The organism is Halorubrum aidingense JCM 13560, assembly GCF_000336995.1.
GTDB classification, from domain to species: Archaea; Halobacteriota; Halobacteria; order Halobacteriales; family Haloferacaceae; genus Halorubrum; species Halorubrum aidingense.
The window spans coordinates 125,111-142,621 of sequence record NZ_AOJI01000033.1 but is presented as its reverse complement, the minus strand read 5'-3'; the positions used below and the strand labels follow the sequence as shown (position 1 = coordinate 142,621).

Below are 17,511 nucleotides of genomic sequence, written 5' to 3'. Positions count from 1 at the left end.
CCCGCGCGCCATCAGAGATGTGTATAAGAGACAGGAGCTGGACTCTGAGGTCGGTTCCCGCCGCTCGCTCATACGCCTCGGTAGGACAGGTGGTATTTAACCGATGCCGGTTCTGAAATCCCCCGTTACGGCGCCGCCTATGTCACGCCGCCCTCGCCGGTCGCGTAGTCCTCGTACGCGCCGCTGTCGAGGATCGCCTCGATTTCGTCGACGACTTCGAGCACGTCGGCGAACGAGGTGTACGGCGCGGCCGGGCAGACGCGGACCACGTTCGGCGGCCGGAAGTCGACGACCACGCCGCGGTCGGTGAGGGCCTTGCTCAGGCGCTCCGCGTCCGGGTGCTCTAAGGCGACGTGGCCGCCGCGCGCCGCGTGCTCGCGGGGCGTCCCGACCGCGATCTCCGGGAGCCGATCGTCGACGAGGGCGATCAGGAAGTCGGTGAGCGCGAGCGACTTCTCTCGGAGCCGGTCGATCCCGGCCTCCCGCAGGAGTTCGACGGACCCCTCCAGGGGCGCGGCGGCGAAAAGCGGCGGGGTGCCGATCTGCCACGCGCCCGCCGAGTCGGCGGGGGTGTATGTCAGGGTCATCTCGAACTGCGTCGCCTTCTCGTGACCCCACCAGCCCGCTAAAGCGGGCGTGAGCCCGTGGTGGCGCTCGGCGACGAACAGCGCCCCGACCGAGCCGGGACCGGCGTTGAGGTATTTATAGGTACACCAGACCGCGAAGTCGACGCCGGCCTCCCGGAACTCGTGCGGGACCGCGCCGGCCGAGTGCGCCGCGTCGAACCCGGCGTACGCGCCCGCCTCGTGGGCGGCCCGCGTGATCCGCGCCACGTCGAACAGCTGGCCCGAGCGGTAGAGCGCGGTCGGCATGAAGACGATCCCGACGTCGTCGTGCGCGTCGAGCGCGGCCTCGATATCTCGGGGGTCGATCGTCCGGCCGTCGCGGCTCTCGACGACCCGGAGCTTCTCGGCGGGGTCGATCCCGCGCTGTCGCAGTTGGGCGCGGACCGCGTAGTGGTCGGAGGGGAAGTCGAGGTCGTTGACGAGGACCGCGGGGTCGACGGCCGGGTTCCACTCCCCGTCGGCCTGTTCGACGCCGGCCCGTTCCGGTTCGTTCCCCGCCAGCAGCTCGTCCAGGAAGGTGCCGATCAGCGTGTGGAGGTTCACCGTGATCGAGTTGCCGACGACGACCTCGGCGGGCGCCGCGCCGACGAGGGGCGCGAGCGCGTCGCCGAGCCGCTCGCCGACGGTGAACCACGGCGGGTCGGCGTCGGTCCACCCGGCGATCAGCGACTCGCGCCACTCGTCGACGACGCGGTCGAGACTCGCGAGGGCGGCGTCGCTCGCGGGCCCGAGCGAGTTGCCGTCCATATATAAGACGCCGTCGGGCACGCGGTACCGATCGGCGAACGCGGAGAGGGGGTCGTTGTCGTCGAGGCGGGCGGCGAGGACGGCGGAGTCCGCGTCGGCCGCGCCGTCGGCGGGTTCGTCGTCGCCGAGCCCGCCACCGCGAAGCCCGTCACCGGCGAGGGCGTCGCGGGCGAGGGCGTAGGGATCGTTCATACGCGATCGGGTGCCGCCGCCGACTAAGCGCTTCCGGGGCGGTCGGTTGCTTAAGAAGGCCGAACCGCTACTCGACGATGTCGATCGCCGGCCGACCCGGCTCCGCCTTGCGGACCACCGAGTCGTCGGCGTCCGCGGCGCGCTCGACGCGAACCGGGGCGTCGAACTCGCGCTCGATCAGCCACGCGGCGGCGCGAAGCGCCTCGTACTCGTCGTCGCCGGAGAGCGTCTCCTGTAGCGCCTCGCGATTCGCCTGCAGGTCCTGTCCGTACGAGGCCGCGTCGTCGCCCCGCTCGCGGATGTGCGACTCCTGCATCAACTCGGAGATGAGGTTGTCGGCGTCGCTGTCGATCGCGATCGAGAGGGCGTCGTACTTCCAGTCGGGCGCGACGACGACGTCGATCCGCTCGGGGTCCTCGATGCCGGCGACCGCGACGATGTCGCGCACGTCCTCGCGAGTGTTTTCGACCAGCCGGCGGCGGCGCTCGACCGTCTCGCGGTCGACGGTCGCGGTCGGCCAGTCGGCCTCGACGACGAACCCGTCGCCGTCCAGCGTCTCCCACAGCTCCTCGGCGAGGTGCGGGACGACCGGCGCCAGCAGGCGGACGGCCACGTCCAGTCCACGCTCGTAGGTCTCCGGGTGCGGGTCGGCGTACTCGCGGTAGCTCCGGAGCGTCCCGACCAGGTCCTGCGCCTCGCGGAGCGCGACGTTGAACGTCAGGTCGTCGTACTCCGCGCCCGCGATGGCGACGGCGGCGTCGACCTCGTTCGCGACGTACTCGTCGACCGTGTCGCGGCCGGCGGCCGAGTCCGCGGTTCCCGCGTCGCCCGCGGCGTACCCCTCGACGAGGTCGCTCAGGCGGGTCAAGAACCGGTGCGTCGACTTGACGCCCTCCTCGGACCAGTCGAAGTCGCGCTCGGGCTGGGCCGCCTGCATCATGAACAGGCGGGCCGTGTCGGCGCCGTACTCCTCGACGATGCGCTGCGGGGAGACCGTGTTCCCGACCGACTTCGACATCTTCTCGCCGTCCAGTTGGACCATCCCCTGCGCCAGCAGGTTCGTGAACGGCTCGCGGTGTTCGAGCCCCTCCTCGTCGGCCAACACCTTGGTGAAGAACCGCGAGTACAGCAGGTGCATCACGGCGTGTTCGATGCCGCCGACGTACTGGTCGACCGGCATCCAGTCGTTCGCGCGGTCCAGGTCGAAGGGGGCGTCGTCGAGGTCCGGCGAGACGTACCGCAGGAAGTACCACGAGGAGTCGACGAACGTGTCCATCGTGTCCGTCTCGCGGGTGGCGGGCCCGCCGCACTCGGGACAGGTCGTCTGTTTCCACTCCTCGGCGGCGTCCAGCGGATTGCCGGTCGTGTTGATGAACTCGGGGAGCTCGACGGGGAGGTCGTCTTCGGGGACCATCACCGAGCCGCAGTCGTCGCAGTGGACGACCGGGATCGGAGTGCCCCAGTAGCGCTGCCGGGAGATGCCCCAGTCGCGCAGTTGGTACTGGGTGCTCTCCTCGGCGCTCTCGATGTCCTCAGTCAGGCGCTCGCGGGCCGTCTCGCTGTCGAGCCCGCTGTACTCGCCGGAGTTGATCACGACGCCGTCGTCGGTGAACGCCGCCTCGCTCACGTCGGGCGCGTCGGGGATCGTCTCGCCGTCCCAGTCGTCGGGTTCCGGCGCGACGACCGGCTTGATCTCGACGCCCATCTTCTCGGCGAAGGCGTGGTCGCGCTCGTCGTGGCCGGGGACGGCCATCAGCGCGCCCGTCCCCACGTCCGAGAGCACGAAGTCGGCGACGAAGACGGGGATCTCCTCGCCGGTGACGGGGTTCGTGGCGGTCAGACCGGTCTCGACGCCGTTCGGCTCGTCGCCCTCGGGGTCCGCCTCGTGGTGGACGAACTCGTGGATCTCGTCGTTCTCGGCGGCCAGCGCCTCGCTTATCGGGTGGTCCGGCGCGAGCGCGAAGAACGTCGCGCCGTGGACGGTGTCGACGCGGGTGGTGAACGCCTCGACGGGGCCGTGTCCCTCCACGTCGAAGTTCAGCGTCGTCCCGTACTGCCGGCCGATCCAGTTGCGCTGCATCTGTCGCACCGAGTTCGGCCAGCCCTCCAGGTCGTCGATGGCCTCCAGCAGCTCGTCGGCGTACTCCGTGATCTGCAGGAACCACTGGTCCAGCTCTCGGGCCTCGACGGGGGTGTCACAGCGCCAACACAGCTCGTCGTCGCCCTCGACCTGCTCGTCGGCGAGGACGGTCTCACAGGACGGACACCAGTTCACCTCGGCGTCGCGACGCTCGACGAGCCCGGCCTCGTGGAACCGGGTGAACAGCCACTGGTTCCACTTGTAGTAGTCGGGGGTACAGGTGGTGATCTCGCGATCCCAGTCGTAGCCGAACCCCATCGATCGCATCTGCCCGCGCATCGTGTCGATGCAGTCGAACGTCCAGTCGCGGGGGTTCGTGTCGCGCTCCTTGGCGGCGTTCTCCGCCGGGAGGCCGAACGCGTCCCACCCCATCGGATGGAGCACGTCGTCGCCGCGCATGCGGCGGTACCGGGCGTACGCGTCCGTGATCGTGTAGTTCCGGACGTGGCCCATGTGGAGCTTTCCGGACGGGTAGGGGTACATCCCCAACACGTAGGTTGGGTCGTCGGCCTCGTCCGGCGTGTGATACACGGAGGCGTCGTCCCACGCCTCCTGCCACCGCTTTTCGACCGTCGTGTGGTCGTAGCTCTCCTGAGACATCTGCTTATATACTGGTGGTGGGGTCGGCGTCGTATAGCTTTCCATCCAGCGATGAGCCGTGTCGCAGGGACTCGCAGTCCTCGGAGGCGGACGATCGAGGGTCCGTCTACAGCTTCTCCGACTCGCGCGCCTGCTCGACGCCTGTCTCTTATACACATCTCTGATGGCGCGNGGGAGCCGCTCTTCGATCCGAGAGATTCGGTCGAGGACGTTCGCTAACTGGCGCTCCGTTCCCTCGCGGTCGCCCTCGCTGGCGCGCTCCTCCGCCCGTACCGCGGCCTCGACCGCGGCCGCGAGGGCGCGTTCGAGTCCGTTCACCGCGTTCGACGAGCCGCCGCCGGAGCCGTCTCCACCGCCGCCACCGTCGTCGCTGTCGTCGCTTCCTTCTTCGTCCCCATCGTCGCTGCCGTCCCCATCCGCCGCCGCGGCCGCGACCTCGGCGCGAGTCTCCTCGGCCACGTCGGCGACGAACCCGGCGAGCGAGGCCGCTCCCGTCTCCGGGCGCTCGATTCGGATCGGTTCTCCCCCGCCCGCGGCCTCCGAGGGCGGGTTGACTCGATACGCGCCCACCTGATCGTCGGCGTCCCGCACTTCGGTCGTGTAGGCGCCGCCGGCGTGGACGTAGACGGCGTCGCTCCCTTCGACGGCCGAGTCGTAGATCCGGCCGGCGAAGTCGTCCTCGATCGCGGTTCGGGTCACGTCGGTGTCGCTCTCCTCGTCCGAGAGCTCGAGTTTGGTCGCGTGCTTGCGGGCGACGAGCGGAATCTCGCCGTCGACGCCGGCGGTCGTCACGGGCTCGTCCGCGGAGACGGTCAGTCGCTCGCTGTGTGGGGCCTGCCCGGCGCCGTTGACCGTGAGCCGGTGGTCGCCCTCGGGGACCCCCGCCGCGACCGCGACGCCGCCGGCGAACGTCGGGATCACCTCGGGGTCGCTTTCGATCAGGACGAACGACTCGACGCTCGCGTCCGTCGTCGTCAGCCCCGCTCCGGCGGGGGCCTCGTCGCTCTCGGCTGTCTGCGTGACGCGGGCGACGACCCCGTCGAACGCGTCGATCGCGTCGCCGCCGAGCCCCGCCTCCTCGACGATGGCGTCGTAGCGCGCGGCGAGCTCCGCGCGGTGGTTCCCGGCGGTGATGTCGGCCGCGGGGTTCTCGTAGCGCGGCTGTTCCCACGGCACGCCGGTGGTCGTGAGGTGGCCGGCGACCGCGTCCTCGACGACCCCCGGAACCGCGAACTCGAAGCTCAGTTGCGGCCCGGTGAACGCCGTGATATCCTCCAGTTCGGCGCTCTCGACGAGGTCGTACGCGACGACCTCCTCGGCGATCTCGTCGGCGAGCGGGTCCTCGCGGTCGCGGTGCCGGAACGCGATCCCCGTCTCCCGCAGCGGTAGGTCCGTGGGCGGCGACTCCAGCGCGTCGAGCGAGCGGATGGTGAGCGCCTCGTCGACGAGCGACTCGGCGGTGACCGAGGGGAGGTCGGGGTGCTCGTAGATCGGTGCGCCCTCGTACTCGGGAACGACGAAGGGGAGCCGCATCCCCTCGTCGCGGGGGAGCCCGTACGCGAGGGGGATCCCGAGCAGGTCCTCCACCGTGTCGATCGTCGTGTTCGTGATGTCCGCCAGCAGGTCGTCGGCGCTGACGCGCTGGAACCTGTCGGCGACCTCGTTGACCGACAGCGTGCTCGAGTGCGAGCCGAGTTCGGAGAGAATGCGCGGGACGACGTCGGGGTCGGGGTCGAGGAACTCGTTGTTGGGGACGCTGCGAGAGTGGGAGCTGGCGACGTACAGCTGGGGGTCGCCGGTGTCGAGGTCGACGAAGACGTGGAGCACCTCCCAGTCGTGCCAGTGGAAGTTGGCCGTGAACTGGTCGAACGCCGAGTAGAGCCAGAACTGAACGACCGCGAGCGGCGAGTCGGCGTACCGGATCCCGTTGTAGAACACGGTCGGGTTCGGGGGCTGTCCCGCCTCCTCGTACCGCTCGTGGTAGCCGTCGAACGCGGCGAAGCCGTCGACGACGGTCTCGCCGTCCTCCTCGACCGTGTACGGGCGGGGATCGGTCGGGAACCACGGCTCGGCGGCGTCGAAGTACAGCGTCGGGGCGAATCGGGCCGCGAGATCGTCGAGCGTCTCCGCGTCCATCGAGAGGGTCTCCGCGTTTGCGGGGCCCGAGCCGGAGCACCCGGCGACCGCGGCGCTACCCGCGCCGGCGATCGCGGTCAGAACGGTCCGGCGGTCGAGCCCGGAGTCGGCGGGATCGGCGGGTTCGACCGGATCGGTCATGGGCGCGCCTCGGGTCCGAGTGCTGTGCGAGCGCGGCTCGGCCGTGACGGCGGCTCGGGACTCATTTCGTTCGGTTACGAGCACAGGGCCGAATAAGTCTTCTGACGGGAGGTCGGCGGCCGTTCCGCCATCACACGCCCCTCTCGATCCGCGAGAGATGGTTGCCGACGACCCCGGGAGAAGGTATTAGGGTCGGCGAGCGCGACGAGCGAGCATGGACGGAAAGAAGGCCCTCTACTACGCCGCGATCGCGATCGCGGTTCTGATCGGGGTCAGCATCGTCGTCTCGGTGGTCTCCGCGATCCTGAGTCTCGCGTGGGCGATCGTCTCGGGAATCGTCTCGCTCGCGGTCCTCGCCGGACTTGTTTACCTCGCGTACAAGGCCGGCTCGTGGCTCCTGAGCGACGACGACTCCGCGGCGACCGACTCGATACGGGGGTCGCGGTCGTCCTCGTCGCTCGGAAACGGCGGGTCGGAGAGCCGACAGGACCGCCTCCGCCGGCAGTACGTCGAAGGGCAGATCAGCGAGGAGGAGTTCGAGCGGCGGATCGGCCGGGAGTTGGAGACCGAGGACGTCGACGATATCGATCGGGAACTCGAGCGGGAACGGTGACACCGCTCCCGCGCTGACACGCGAGGGTTCCGCGTCGGGAGCGCGTCGTTCGTACCGTCGCCATCGGGTAATGGGCTGGTAACTATGTGAGTTTGAACCATGTGGTACTTGTCACTCGGTAGCCACTCGGGAGCGCCCACAACTCAGAGCTGACACACCGATGGAACGAACCAATCCTGCGACCGGAGAGACGACCGAAACGTACGACGAACACGACGACGGGCAGGTCGAAGACCGGCTTTCGAGGGCCGAATCGACGTTCGAAACCTTCCGAGACTGGTCCGTCGCCGAGCGCGAGACGAAACTCGCGACGGTGGCGACGCTGCTCCGTGACCGGACCGCCGAGTACGCGGAACTGATGACCCGTGAGATGGGCAAACCGATCGCCCAGGCCGAGGCTGAGGTCGAGAAGTGCGCGTGGGTCTGTGACCACTACGCCGAGCACGCGGGGCGCTACCTCCAAGACGAGCGGCATCCGAGTCCGCCGGGCTCGGCCGTGAAAACGGTTTACGAACCGCTCGGGCCCGTCCTCGCGATCATGCCGTGGAACTTCCCGTTCTGGCAGGCGTTTCGATTCGCGGCCCCCTACGTCGCCGCCGGAAACGTCGGACTCCTCAAACACGCTTCGAACGTGCCGGGGTGTGCACTCGCCATCGAGGACGTGTTCCGCGACGCCGGGTTTCCCGACGGCGCGTTCCAGACGCTGCTGATCCCGTCGGACCGCGTCGAGACGATCCTCTCGGACCCGCGCGTCAAAGCGGCGACGCTGACCGGGAGCGGTCCGGCGGGAGAGGCGGTCGCCGCGACGGCCGGCGAGAACCTCAAGAAGACCGTCCTCGAACTCGGGGGCAGCGACCCGTACGTCGTGCTCGACGACGCCGACATCGAGGCCGCCGCGACGACCGGCGCCTGGGCGCGTAACCTGAACGGCGGCCAATCGTGTATCGCCGCCAAGCGGTTCGTCGTCCACGACGCCGTCTACGACGCGTTTATCGAGCGGTTCGTCGCGGCGGTGGAGTCGCTCACCGTCGGCGACCCCACGGACCGCGACACGGACGTCGGACCACAGGCGCGACAGGACCTCATGGAAGGGATTCACGAACAGGTGACCGAGAGCGTCGACGCCGGCGCGACGGTGCTCACGGGCGGTGAACCGCTCGACCGCGAGGGGGCGTACTATCCGCCGACGGTGCTCGCGGACGTACCGCGGGGGTGTCCCGTCGACGCCGAGGAGGTGTTCGGCCCCGTGGCGGCCGTCTACCGGGTCTTCGACGAGGAGGCCGCCATCGAGAAAGCGAACGACACGGAGTTCGGCCTCGGGGCCAGCGTCTGGACGAACGACCTCGACCGCGGCGAGCGGGTGGCCGGCCGTATCGACGCCGGCTGCACGTATATCAACGAACTGGTGAAGTCCGATCCGCGGGTTCCGTTCGGTGGCGTGAAACAGTCCGGCTACGGCCGCGAGCTCGCCGAAGCCGGGATCAAGGAGTTCGTCAACCGCAAGACGGTCTGGCGACAGCGGGCGGAGAAGAGCGACGAGAACGAGGTACCGACCGAATGAAGGCGTCAGATCTGCTCGTGCGCTGTCTCGAGAGCGAAGGCGTCGAGCACGTGTTCGGCGTTCCCGGCGAAGAGACCGAGGACCTGCTGTTCTCGCTTCGGGACTCGGATATCGGGTTCATCCCGGTCCGACACGAGCAGGGGGCCGCGTTCATGGCTAACGTCCACGGCCGGCTCACGGGCGAGGCGGGCGTCTGTCTCGGGACGCTCGGTCCCGGCGCGACGAACCTCATCACCGGTGTCGCGGACGCGAACCTGGACAAAGCCCCCCTCGTCGCGATTACCGGCCAGGGCGGCTTGGAGCGCCTCCACAAGGAGAGCCACCAGGCGCTGGATATCGTCCAGCTGTTCGAGCCGATCACGAAGTGGAACACCCAGCTCAACGACCCCGACATCATCGCCGAGTCCGTCCGGAAGGCGTTCAAACTCGCCGAGTACGAGAAACCCGGCGCGACCCACCTCGAGTTCCCCGAGGACATCGCCGGGTCGGCGGTCGACGGCGCTCCGATGGACGTCCGCGAGCGCGTCCGACTCGCGTCGCCGAACTCGGAGCTGCTCCAGCGAGTCCAGACGTTTCTCGAAGACGCGGATCGGCCGCTGATCATCGCGGGGAACGGAGCGGTCCGGACGGGCGCCACGCCGCGACTCCGCGAGTTCGTCGAGACGACGGGCATCCCCGTCGCGTCGACGTACATGGGAAAAGGAGCGGTCTCGGATCGGTCGCCGCAGTCGTTGCTGACGCTGGATTCCGGTGACCATCGGGAGGCGTCGGACGCGATCGAGATGGCGGATCTCATCCTCACCGTCGGCTACGACATCGCCGAGCACGACCCGGCCGGCTGGAACAAGGGCGCGGAGACCGTTGTCGTGCACATCGACAGCGAGCCCGCGGAGGTGTACGAGGCGTACAATCCGAACCTCGAACTCGTCTGTGATATCTCGACGGCACTCGCCGAGTTCACCGCGCGGACGAACGAGCGCGAGACGGAGTTCGACGAGACCTGGTACCGCGATCTCAGGGATCACATCGTCGACGACGTCGCCACCGACCCGTCGGCGGAAGATCCGTTCACCGTCCGGACGGTGCTGTCGGTACTACGGGACGTGATGGACGATGACGATGTCCTGATCTCCGACGTCGGAAGCCACAAGATGCAGATCGCACAGAACTACCTCACCTACGAACCAAACACGTGTCTCATCTCGAACGGGCTGGCGTCGATGGGGATCTCGGTCCCGGGAGGGATCGCGGCGGATCTCGCGACCGACGCGGCGGTCGTCGCGGCGACTGGCGACGGCGGGTTTCTGATGAACGGCGCCGAGATAGAGACCGCGACACGAGTGGGGTGCGGCTACACTATCCTCCTTTTCACCGACGACGACTACGGGCTCATCTCCGAGAAGCAGCAGGCCAATCGCGACGAATCGTTCGGAACGGAACTCACGAACCCCGACTTCATGACGCTCGCCGAGAGCTTCGGTATCGAGGGGTATCGCCCCGAAGGACACGACGAACTCGAGGAGGCGTTACGAGACGCGCTCGCGACGGATTCGATGTCGCTCGTCGAGATTCCGCTCGAGTGATATCGGCCGTCCACTACATCCTGTCACTCGGGATGTCGACCCGGGGTGGACGTCGAGTCAGAACCGTTCGCGGAGCTCCTCGCGCAGATCGTCGAGGTCGAGGTCCTTCATCGCCAGCAGCACCAGCAGGTGGTAGACGAGGTCGGCGCTCTCGTAGGTGAGTTCGTCGAGGTCGTCGTCCTTCGCCGCGAGGATCGTCTCCGTTGACTCCTCGCCGATCTTCTCTAAGACGGCGTTCTCGCCCTTCTCGTGGGTGAACAGCGACGCGGTGTAGGAGTCCTCGGGGAGCGCCTCCTTGCGAGACTCGATGGTCGCGAACAGCTCGTCGAGGACGGCCGCCGAGGAAGCCGCGTCGCGGTCGGAGTCGCTCACGCGACCACCTCGTTCTCGGGGAAGAAGGCGAGGTCGTGGATCCGCGGGTCGTCGGTGAGCTCCGGGTGGAACGCGGTGGCGACGACGGGACCGTCGCGGACCGCGACCGGTCGGCCGTCGACCGACGCGAGCGTCTCGACGCCGTCGCCGACGTCGTCGATGAGCGGCGCGCGGATGAAGACGGCGTGGAAGCGGTCGGCGAGCCCGGCCACCGGGATGTTCGCCTCGAAGGAGTCCTTCTGGCGGCCGAAGGCGTTGCGGTCGACGGAGACGTCGACGAGCCCGAGCGCGTCGACGCGGTCGTCTTTCGCGTCGCGCGAACAGACGATGAGCCCGGCGCACGTCGCGAGCACGGGCTTTCCGTCAGCGACGTGCTCGCGTATCTCCGGGGCGATCCCCTCTCGGTGGATCAGCCGCGAGATGGTCGTCGACTCCCCGCCCGGCACGAGGAGGACGTCGCAGTCGGGCACGATACCTGAGTCGCGCACTTCGACGACCGACGCGGACTCGTCGTGGGCGGCCGCGGCGTTCCGGACGGCCGCGGCGTGCTCGGCCACGTCGCCCTGCACGGCGATGACGCCTGCTTGCATGGCTGTCGGTCCGTCGGGGACGGGCAAAAAGGGCGCGCTACGGCTCGGGAGGGTGGAGACGAAACGAGCCGAACGGACGCCTCACGCGACGGTCAGCGAGAGGACCTGAACGAACACGCCGAAGAGGACGCAGAACGCGAGGACGGTTTTCGGGTCGATCGTGATCGCGTCCCGGCCCTGATTGTCGAAGTAGCGGACGAGTCCCGCACTGGACATCAGCCCGCCGGAGTTGGAGCCACTGCTCATACCCGTGGGTGCGCCACGCGACGTTCTAAACGTTTCGCTCGCGGCGCGAGCACGGGTCGCAAGCGCACGAGTGGGAAACTCTTATGCGCCGGCCGACGGTAGATTACGCCGGATAATGACTGTTCGACTGCTGGATTTTCACGCTGACTGGTGCGGCCCGTGTAAGACGCAGGACCCGATCCTGGAGGAGATCCAGGAGGACCTCGGCGACGCCTTCGAGCTGCAGAAGGTGAACGTCGACGAGGAGCAGGACGTCGCCAACCAGTATCAGGTCCGCTCGCTGCCGACGCTCATCATCGAGAACGACGACGGCGTCGTGGACCGGTTCGTCGGCGTCACCCAGCGCGAGGACATCGAGGCTGCGCTCTCGGAAGCCGGCGCGTAACGTCGATCAGCGCTCTTCCACCCGTCGGACTCCCCCGGCGCGTCTCGCAACCTTTTACAGCGTCGCCCGTGCAGTAGTCGTATGGCCAGTTTCGACGCCGCGGAACGCCGCAACCTCGACCGACAGATCTGCATGCGCTGTAACGCCCGCAACGCGCCCGCAGCCAAGCGCTGCCGCAAGTGCGGCTACACGAACCTCCGCCCGAAAGCGAAGGAACGCCGCGCGACGTAATCGGTCGGCCCGATTTTTTCCGATATCGCTCACCCCGAGAGCGACCCGTCTCGGCACTTCGACCGCTGTGTCCGGTCTATCCGTCTGCGCCCTTTTCGACGACGATAATCCTGAGATCGTTGACGTTCGTTCCGGTCGGACCGGTCCGAAGCAGGGCGTTCGCATCGTCGAGGGCCGGATACACGTCGTGTCGATCGAGGGCGTCGCGGGCGTCCCCGGGGGCGAGCGTCGCCGCGTCCGCGATGGCGCCCGCGGCGTCCGTCGGGCCGTCGATCCCGTCCGTGTCGACGCTCGCGACGACGACGCGGTCCGGGTCGCTCGCCCCGGCGCCGAGTTCACCGGTCGCGAGTCCGAGCCCGGCGCTCGCCGCGAACTCCGCGTTCGGACCGCCGGACCCGGGGTCGTCAGACTCGGACCCCTCCGCGTCCGGATCGTCGCTCCCGGCCGCGCCGTCGAGCGTCACGGTCGTCTCGCCGCCCGAGAGCAACACGGCGGGCGGCGACGCCGGCGACCCGCGAGCCGCGCACTCCTCGGCGATGGCGGCGTGCGTCAGGGCCGCCTCCCGGGCTTCGCCCCGCACGCCGGCCGCGAGCACGAGCGGCTCGTACCCCCGGTCTGCGGCGGCGTCCGCGGCGGCGTCGAGCGCGGTTCGGCCGTTGCCGACGACGAACGCTCGGGCGCGGTCGAACGCGGGATCGGTCGCGGCGGGCGTCTCGACGGGACCGTCGATCGCGTCCGAATCCGTCTGCTCGGCCTGCTCGGCCTGTTCGGCTCGATCGGCGCCGGAGCGGAGGTGTTCGCGCACCGCCGCGGGCACGTCGAGGTCGTACCGGTCGAGCACGTCCAGCGCGTCCGCGTACGTCGAGGAATCGGGCACCGTCGGGCCGCTGGCGATCACGTCCAGCGGGTCGCCGATCACGTCGCTGACCGCGAGCGTGACGACCGTCGCGGGGGCCGCGGCGCGGGCGAGCCGACCGCCTTTGACCGCAGAGCAGTGCTTGCGAACCGCGTTGATCTCCTCTATCGACGCGCCGCAGGCGAGCAGCGCGTCGGTGAGCGCGCGGAGGTCCTCGGTCGAGAGGGGGTCGGCGGGCGCCGCGAGCAGCGCGCTGCCGCCGCCGGTGATGACGGTGAACACGAGGTCGTCGGGGCCGGCGCGGGCGGCCAGATCGAGCACGCGCCGCGCGCTCTCCGCGCCCCGATCGCTCGGGAGCGGGTGGTCACCCGCGAGGACCTCGATCCCCGCGGGAGACGGTTTCGCTTCCGGGTCGTCGGTGACGACGGCGCCCGCGTCGATCGCGGCGTGGCCGTCGAGGGCGTCGACGAGCGCGGCCGCGGTGCCCGCCGCCGCCTTCCCGGCCCCGAGGAGGAACACCCGGTCGTACGCCGCGAGGTCGTACTCGCCGACCGCGCCGTCGACGCCCTCGACGCGGAGGGTGTCGGACTCGGCGTGAACTGTGACGGCGCTCGGTAGCAGCCGCTCCGGGAGCGACGCCTCGATTCCGGCGGCGAGACAGTCGAGCGCGGCGGCGCGCGCGTCGGTCGAAGCGATCCGCTCGCGATCGCGGAACGTGACGCTGGCTGTGGCGTCGTCGGTCATGTCGGGGCGGTCACCCCGTGACGGTATATATCCGGCGCGGACGACGGGGGGCGGCTACTCAGTCCCGTGCTGCTCGCGCCGGATCGCTTCGCGGTGGGCGCTCGCCGCGATGGCGGCGATCCGGAGCGGTTCCGGTCGACGGAACCCCTCGCGGGTGACCGCGCGGACCGCCGCCGCCGCGCGATCGGGATCGAGACCGACCGCGCGGACGAACAGCGGACCGGCCGCCGGCGAATCGCCCTCACTCGGGTCGTCGACGCGGGTCCGGGGCGGTAGCGATCGGTACACGTCCAGCCGACGGGCGAGCGCGTCGCCGTTGAACGCCTCGCGAAGCGCCGGTTCGAGCCCGGGGCTCGCCTCGTAGCTCACGGCGTACACGGGCCGGTCGAGGGCCTCGCGGATTCGGTGGAGGTCAAGGAGGTTGAACCACGCGGGGGCGATTCCGGCGCAGGCCACGTGGCGGACGTCTTCGCGGTCGAGCGCGTCGGCGAGGCGGATCACGGCCTCGGTCGCGTCGGTGCCGCCGACGGCACAGCGCTCGAAGCCGAGGCCGTCGAGGACCCCGTCGGCGGTGACGACGGCACCGGCGAGGCGGCTGGTCCGGTCGCCGTCAGAGAAAGCGACGCCGAGCGTCCGGCTCGGCGCAGTCATCGGTGGGACCGCGCGGGAGAAAAGCGGGAGCGCGCGGGGGAAGGGTGAGAGCGCGCGAGGCGGGAGCGGAGTCGCTCGGGACCCCGAATACCCGGCTCAGCGCTCCTCGGCCTTGATGTCTTGGAGGCGGTCGAGTAGCTCGTCGTTCGACGCGCCGGGTTCGTAGTCGACGGACCCATCGTGTACCTCTTCTGCCGCTCGGACTCCGTCGTCGTCGTCGAAATCCGCGTCCAGGTCCTGGTTCTCCTGTTCGGATTCGTCGTAGCTTCCGAAGCCCATTGTACGTGTACCTAACGCAGCACTCCGGATAAATCCCCTGCCGAGATCTACCGACGCCGCCCGCGGCGCGTCGCCGGCCGTGGACTGCACGTTTTTACTCGCCGGGTCCCCTCGGGGGCGGTATGGAGCCGATCACCGTCACCGCCGACGCGGAGGAGTTCACGTGTAACGCCTACCTCGTGCCGGGCGACGCGCCGGCGCTCGTCGACGCCGGAACGATGCCCGGCGTCGACGACGTCATCACCGAGGCGCTCGCCGACGCGGGGATCGAGGAACTCGATCGCGTCGTGTTGACGCACCAACACCACGACCACGTCGGAGAGCTCGACGCGGTGCTCGACCGGTTCGACGCGACGCTGTACGCCCACGCCTCCCACCCCCGACGGGACGTGGCGCTCGTCGACGGCGACGAGATCCTGATCGGCGACGAGCCCTGCGAGGTCGTGTACACCCCCGGACACGCCGACGATCACGTCTCGCTGCTCGGCGAACAACGCCTCTACTCCGGCGACGTCGTCGTCTACAACGACGGCGCGTTCGACGACGGCTCGTTCGGTCGCACCGACATGCCGGGGCAGTCGCGAGAGACCCTGATCGAGAGCCTCCACACCCTGCTCGACCGACTCCCCGACACCGTCGAGGCGATGTACCCCGGCCACGGCGACGTGTACCGCGCCGGCGACGGGCCCGACACGGTCCGCGAGGTCCTCGAACGCGCCACCGAGCGCGCCGAGCGCCGCGAGCCGAAGTACCCGGACGAGTAGCGAGGTCGCCGTTCACGCGACGCCGACATCGACGCTCGCACCGCACCACGATCGCGCATCCGGTTCACCGTGCCGACGCAGACGGGCTTATACCGGCCCCGCCCGCAACACGGAGTATGACCGAGAACGGGAACGCGCTCGACGCCGACCTCCGGGTGCCGTCGTGCGAGCGCTGTCCGGCGCTGGTGGCGTCTCGGAGCCAGATCGTCGACGGCGTCGGTCCGACGGACGCCGACCTGCTGTTCGTCGGCGAGGGGCCGGGCGCGAACGAGGACGAGCGGGGCGAGCCGTTCGTCGGGCGATCGGGCGACGTGCTCGACGACGCGCTGCGCGACGCCGGGCTCGCGCGGGCAGACGTTCGGATCACGAACTGCGTACGCTGTCGGCCCCCGGACAACCGGGACCCGACTACGGAAGAGCTGGCGAACTGCCGCGGCTACCTCGACGCCGAGATCGACCGGCTCGACCCGGAGCTGATCGTGACGCTCGGGAAGGTCCCGAGCGAGCACCTGCTCGACCGGTCGGTCGCGATCACCTCGGAGTCGGGGACCGTCGTCGACGCCCGGATCGCCGACGCGTCCCGTCGCGTGCTGTTGTCCGTTCACCCCGCGGCGACGCTGTACGACCGGAGCCAGCGCGACGGCTTCTTCGAGACGATCGCCCGAGCGAGCGAGCTGGCGGGCGTTCACAATCGGAGCGACGGCGGGTCCGGGCAGTCGCGACTCGGCGAGTTCTGAATCCGGACGATTGTCGAGTCGGAACGCGATTGACACCCGAATCGAAGCGGTGGTGTAGACGAACCGCCGAGTGCTGGTTCAAACGCGCTGAAAAAGCGGCAATTCGGGTAATTCTATATATGAAACATAGAAAATGATTAGTCGAGTGGACAAAACACACACACGTATGTCCGACAACAAGTGGTCAGCGAACCGGCGAAGATTCGTGAAAACAGCGGGCGCGGCCGGCGTCGTCGGGCTCGCGGGGTGTTCCGGTGACGACGGCGGCGACGGCGAAAACGGTAATGGCTCCGACGGCGGCACGGCAGGGAGTTCCGACAGCTCCACGACGGAGGTCACGTGGGTCATGAACCCCGCGGAGGAGGAGATCGACATCCAGGTCCAGTACCAGCCGTTGTTCGAGTACATCGAGTCCGAGGCCGATGTCGAGATCATCGAACAGCCGACCGCGAGCTACTCCGGGACGGCACAGGAGCTCCGTCGCGCCGGGGAGGGCGACCGGGTCTTCGCGGACACCTCCCCCGGTGCGGTCGCACAGATTCCCGAGGAGATCAACGTGACGGGGATGCGGGTGGCGTACGGCGCCGAGAAGTACTTCTCGCTCATCACCACGCGGGCGGACAGCGATATCGAGGAGCTGTCCGACCTCGAAGGCGAAGTTGTCGCGTCGGCTGCACCGACCTCGGTCTCCGGGACGCTCTTCCCGCTGCTCATGCTCAGTAACGCCGGGCTCGACATCGGGGAGGCCCCTTCCAGCTCGCCCGAGGCCTTCGAACTCCGCACTTCTGACCACTCAACGGCCCGGGAGCAGCTCATCCAAGACGACCGGATCGCGGCCGCGGGGACCGGTGCGTTCTCCACGGCCGCACACGTCCCGCAGGAGCAGTTCGACGAGATGTCACAGGAGTTCGTCGACATCTCGGCTGAGTACGACGGGGCCGGCGAAGACGACCCCGAGCTCCGACTCCTCGCCGTCTCCGACCCGATCCCGCGCGCACCGATCGTGAGCAACGCCGCGTGGGAGGAGTCGCTCAAAGACGAGATCCGACAGCTGATGATCGACGCGCCTCAAGAGGCGTTCGAGCACGAGTCGCAGGCGGACATAGCGGAGGAACTCAACATCGATCCCGAGATCCTCGACATGGACGAATCCGAGCTCAGCGACGCACAGCAGGACGAGCTCAATCTGGTCGAAGCCCATGCGCTCTGGTTCAGCGGCGTCGTCGAGGCGAGCACCAGCGACTACGATCCCGTCGCGGAACTCGGTCAAGAGCTCGGCTTGGAGTGGGGCGACCTCTAGACTGAGGCGGCTATTTG

Annotated in this window: 16 protein-coding genes and 1 pseudogene; 8 read left to right on the top strand and 9 right to left on the bottom strand. The window is 69.0% G+C overall.

The window, feature by feature from the left end; genetic code table 11:
• Positions 1-137: 137 nt before the first annotated feature.
• The 3 genes and pseudogenes from kynU to C461_RS16345 form a co-directional block, all read right to left on the bottom strand.
• Positions 138-1,565, bottom strand: coding sequence for a kynureninase (gene kynU / locus C461_RS14515; RefSeq protein ID WP_008002521.1), 1,428 nt, complete (start codon positions 1,563-1,565; stop codon positions 138-140).
• A 67-nt stretch (positions 1,566-1,632) separates the two neighbouring features.
• On the bottom strand, positions 1,633-4,305 hold the full coding sequence (leuS, locus tag C461_RS16315; RefSeq protein ID WP_008002518.1) for a leucine--tRNA ligase: 2,673 nt from the start codon (positions 4,303-4,305) through the stop codon (positions 1,633-1,635).
• Between the two features lie 165 nt (positions 4,306-4,470).
• Positions 4,471-6,582, bottom strand: a pseudogene (locus tag C461_RS16345) (hypothetical protein); the annotation flags it as partial.
• Between the two features lie 214 nt (positions 6,583-6,796).
• Between C461_RS16345 and C461_RS14505 the strand changes: the two are divergent.
• The 3 genes from C461_RS14505 (at position 6,797) to C461_RS14495 (ending at position 10,339) form a co-directional block, all read left to right on the top strand.
• Positions 6,797-7,195, top strand: coding sequence for a hypothetical protein (locus C461_RS14505; protein ID WP_008002517.1), 399 nt, complete (start codon positions 6,797-6,799; stop codon positions 7,193-7,195).
• A gap of 160 nt (positions 7,196-7,355) precedes the next feature.
• Positions 7,356-8,756, top strand: a complete 1,401-nt coding sequence (locus tag C461_RS14500) for an NAD-dependent succinate-semialdehyde dehydrogenase (RefSeq protein ID WP_008002515.1) — start codon at positions 7,356-7,358, stop codon at positions 8,754-8,756.
• Positions 8,753-10,339 (top strand): acetolactate synthase large subunit, encoded by a 1,587-nt coding sequence (locus tag C461_RS14495; protein ID WP_008002513.1) that lies wholly within the window; start codon positions 8,753-8,755, stop codon positions 10,337-10,339. Before C461_RS14500 ends, C461_RS14495 begins: the two co-directional genes overlap by 4 nt.
• A gap of 57 nt (positions 10,340-10,396) precedes the next feature.
• On the opposite strand, the gene hisE is transcribed toward C461_RS14495, so the two are convergent.
• The 3 genes from hisE to C461_RS14480 form a co-directional block, all read right to left on the bottom strand.
• On the bottom strand, positions 10,397-10,711 hold the full coding sequence (gene hisE, locus C461_RS14490; RefSeq protein ID WP_008002511.1) for a phosphoribosyl-ATP diphosphatase: 315 nt from the start codon (positions 10,709-10,711) through the stop codon (positions 10,397-10,399).
• Positions 10,708-11,301: a pyridoxal 5'-phosphate synthase glutaminase subunit PdxT gene (gene pdxT, locus C461_RS14485; RefSeq protein ID WP_008002510.1), complete on the bottom strand. Its 594-nt coding sequence runs from the start codon at positions 11,299-11,301 to the stop codon at positions 10,708-10,710. Before pdxT ends, hisE begins: the two co-directional genes overlap by 4 nt.
• An 81-nt stretch (positions 11,302-11,382) precedes the next feature.
• A complete protein-coding gene (locus C461_RS14480; protein WP_008002508.1) occupies positions 11,383-11,547 on the bottom strand; it encodes a preprotein translocase subunit Sec61beta in 165 nt (54 codons plus the stop codon).
• Positions 11,548-11,662: 115 nt separating this feature from the next.
• On the opposite strand from C461_RS14480, the gene C461_RS14475 reads away from it, so the two are divergent.
• Positions 11,663-11,932 carry a thioredoxin family protein gene (locus tag C461_RS14475; protein WP_008002506.1) on the top strand — a complete coding sequence of 90 codons (270 nt, stop codon included), beginning with the start codon at positions 11,663-11,665 and terminating at the stop codon, positions 11,930-11,932.
• Between the two features lie 81 nt (positions 11,933-12,013).
• The gene (locus C461_RS14470; protein WP_008002504.1) at positions 12,014-12,163 is read left to right on the top strand and encodes a 50S ribosomal protein L40e; all 150 of its coding nucleotides are present in this window, start codon (positions 12,014-12,016) and stop codon (positions 12,161-12,163) included.
• A 76-nt stretch (positions 12,164-12,239) separates the two neighbouring features.
• On the opposite strand, the gene C461_RS14465 is transcribed toward C461_RS14470, so the two are convergent.
• The 3 genes from C461_RS14465 to C461_RS14455 all read right to left on the bottom strand — a co-directional run bounded on the left by C461_RS14465 (position 12,240) and on the right by C461_RS14455 (position 14,693).
• On the bottom strand, positions 12,240-13,763 hold the full coding sequence (locus C461_RS14465; RefSeq protein WP_008002503.1) for a glycerate kinase type-2 family protein: 1,524 nt from the start codon (positions 13,761-13,763) through the stop codon (positions 12,240-12,242).
• Positions 13,764-13,817: 54 nt separating this feature from the next.
• Positions 13,818-14,414: an endonuclease dU gene (locus C461_RS14460; RefSeq protein WP_008002500.1), complete on the bottom strand. Its 597-nt coding sequence runs from the start codon at positions 14,412-14,414 to the stop codon at positions 13,818-13,820.
• A 96-nt stretch (positions 14,415-14,510) separates the two neighbouring features.
• On the bottom strand, positions 14,511-14,693 hold the full coding sequence (locus C461_RS14455; RefSeq protein ID WP_008002498.1) for a DUF5786 family protein: 183 nt from the start codon (positions 14,691-14,693) through the stop codon (positions 14,511-14,513).
• 122 nt (positions 14,694-14,815) lie between these two features.
• Here C461_RS14455 and C461_RS14450 point away from each other — a divergent pair, with 122 nt between their 5' ends.
• From C461_RS14450 to C461_RS14440, 3 genes are all read left to right on the top strand, one after another.
• The gene (locus C461_RS14450) at positions 14,816-15,457 is read left to right on the top strand and encodes an MBL fold metallo-hydrolase (RefSeq protein WP_008002496.1); all 642 of its coding nucleotides are present in this window, start codon (positions 14,816-14,818) and stop codon (positions 15,455-15,457) included.
• A 116-nt stretch (positions 15,458-15,573) separates the two neighbouring features.
• The gene (locus C461_RS14445; protein ID WP_008002494.1) at positions 15,574-16,194 is read left to right on the top strand and encodes a uracil-DNA glycosylase; all 621 of its coding nucleotides are present in this window, start codon (positions 15,574-15,576) and stop codon (positions 16,192-16,194) included.
• Between the two features lie 166 nt (positions 16,195-16,360).
• Positions 16,361-17,494, top strand: coding sequence for a PhnD/SsuA/transferrin family substrate-binding protein (locus C461_RS14440; protein ID WP_008002492.1), 1,134 nt, complete (start codon positions 16,361-16,363; stop codon positions 17,492-17,494).
• The last annotated feature ends 17 nt before the right edge of the window (positions 17,495-17,511 follow it).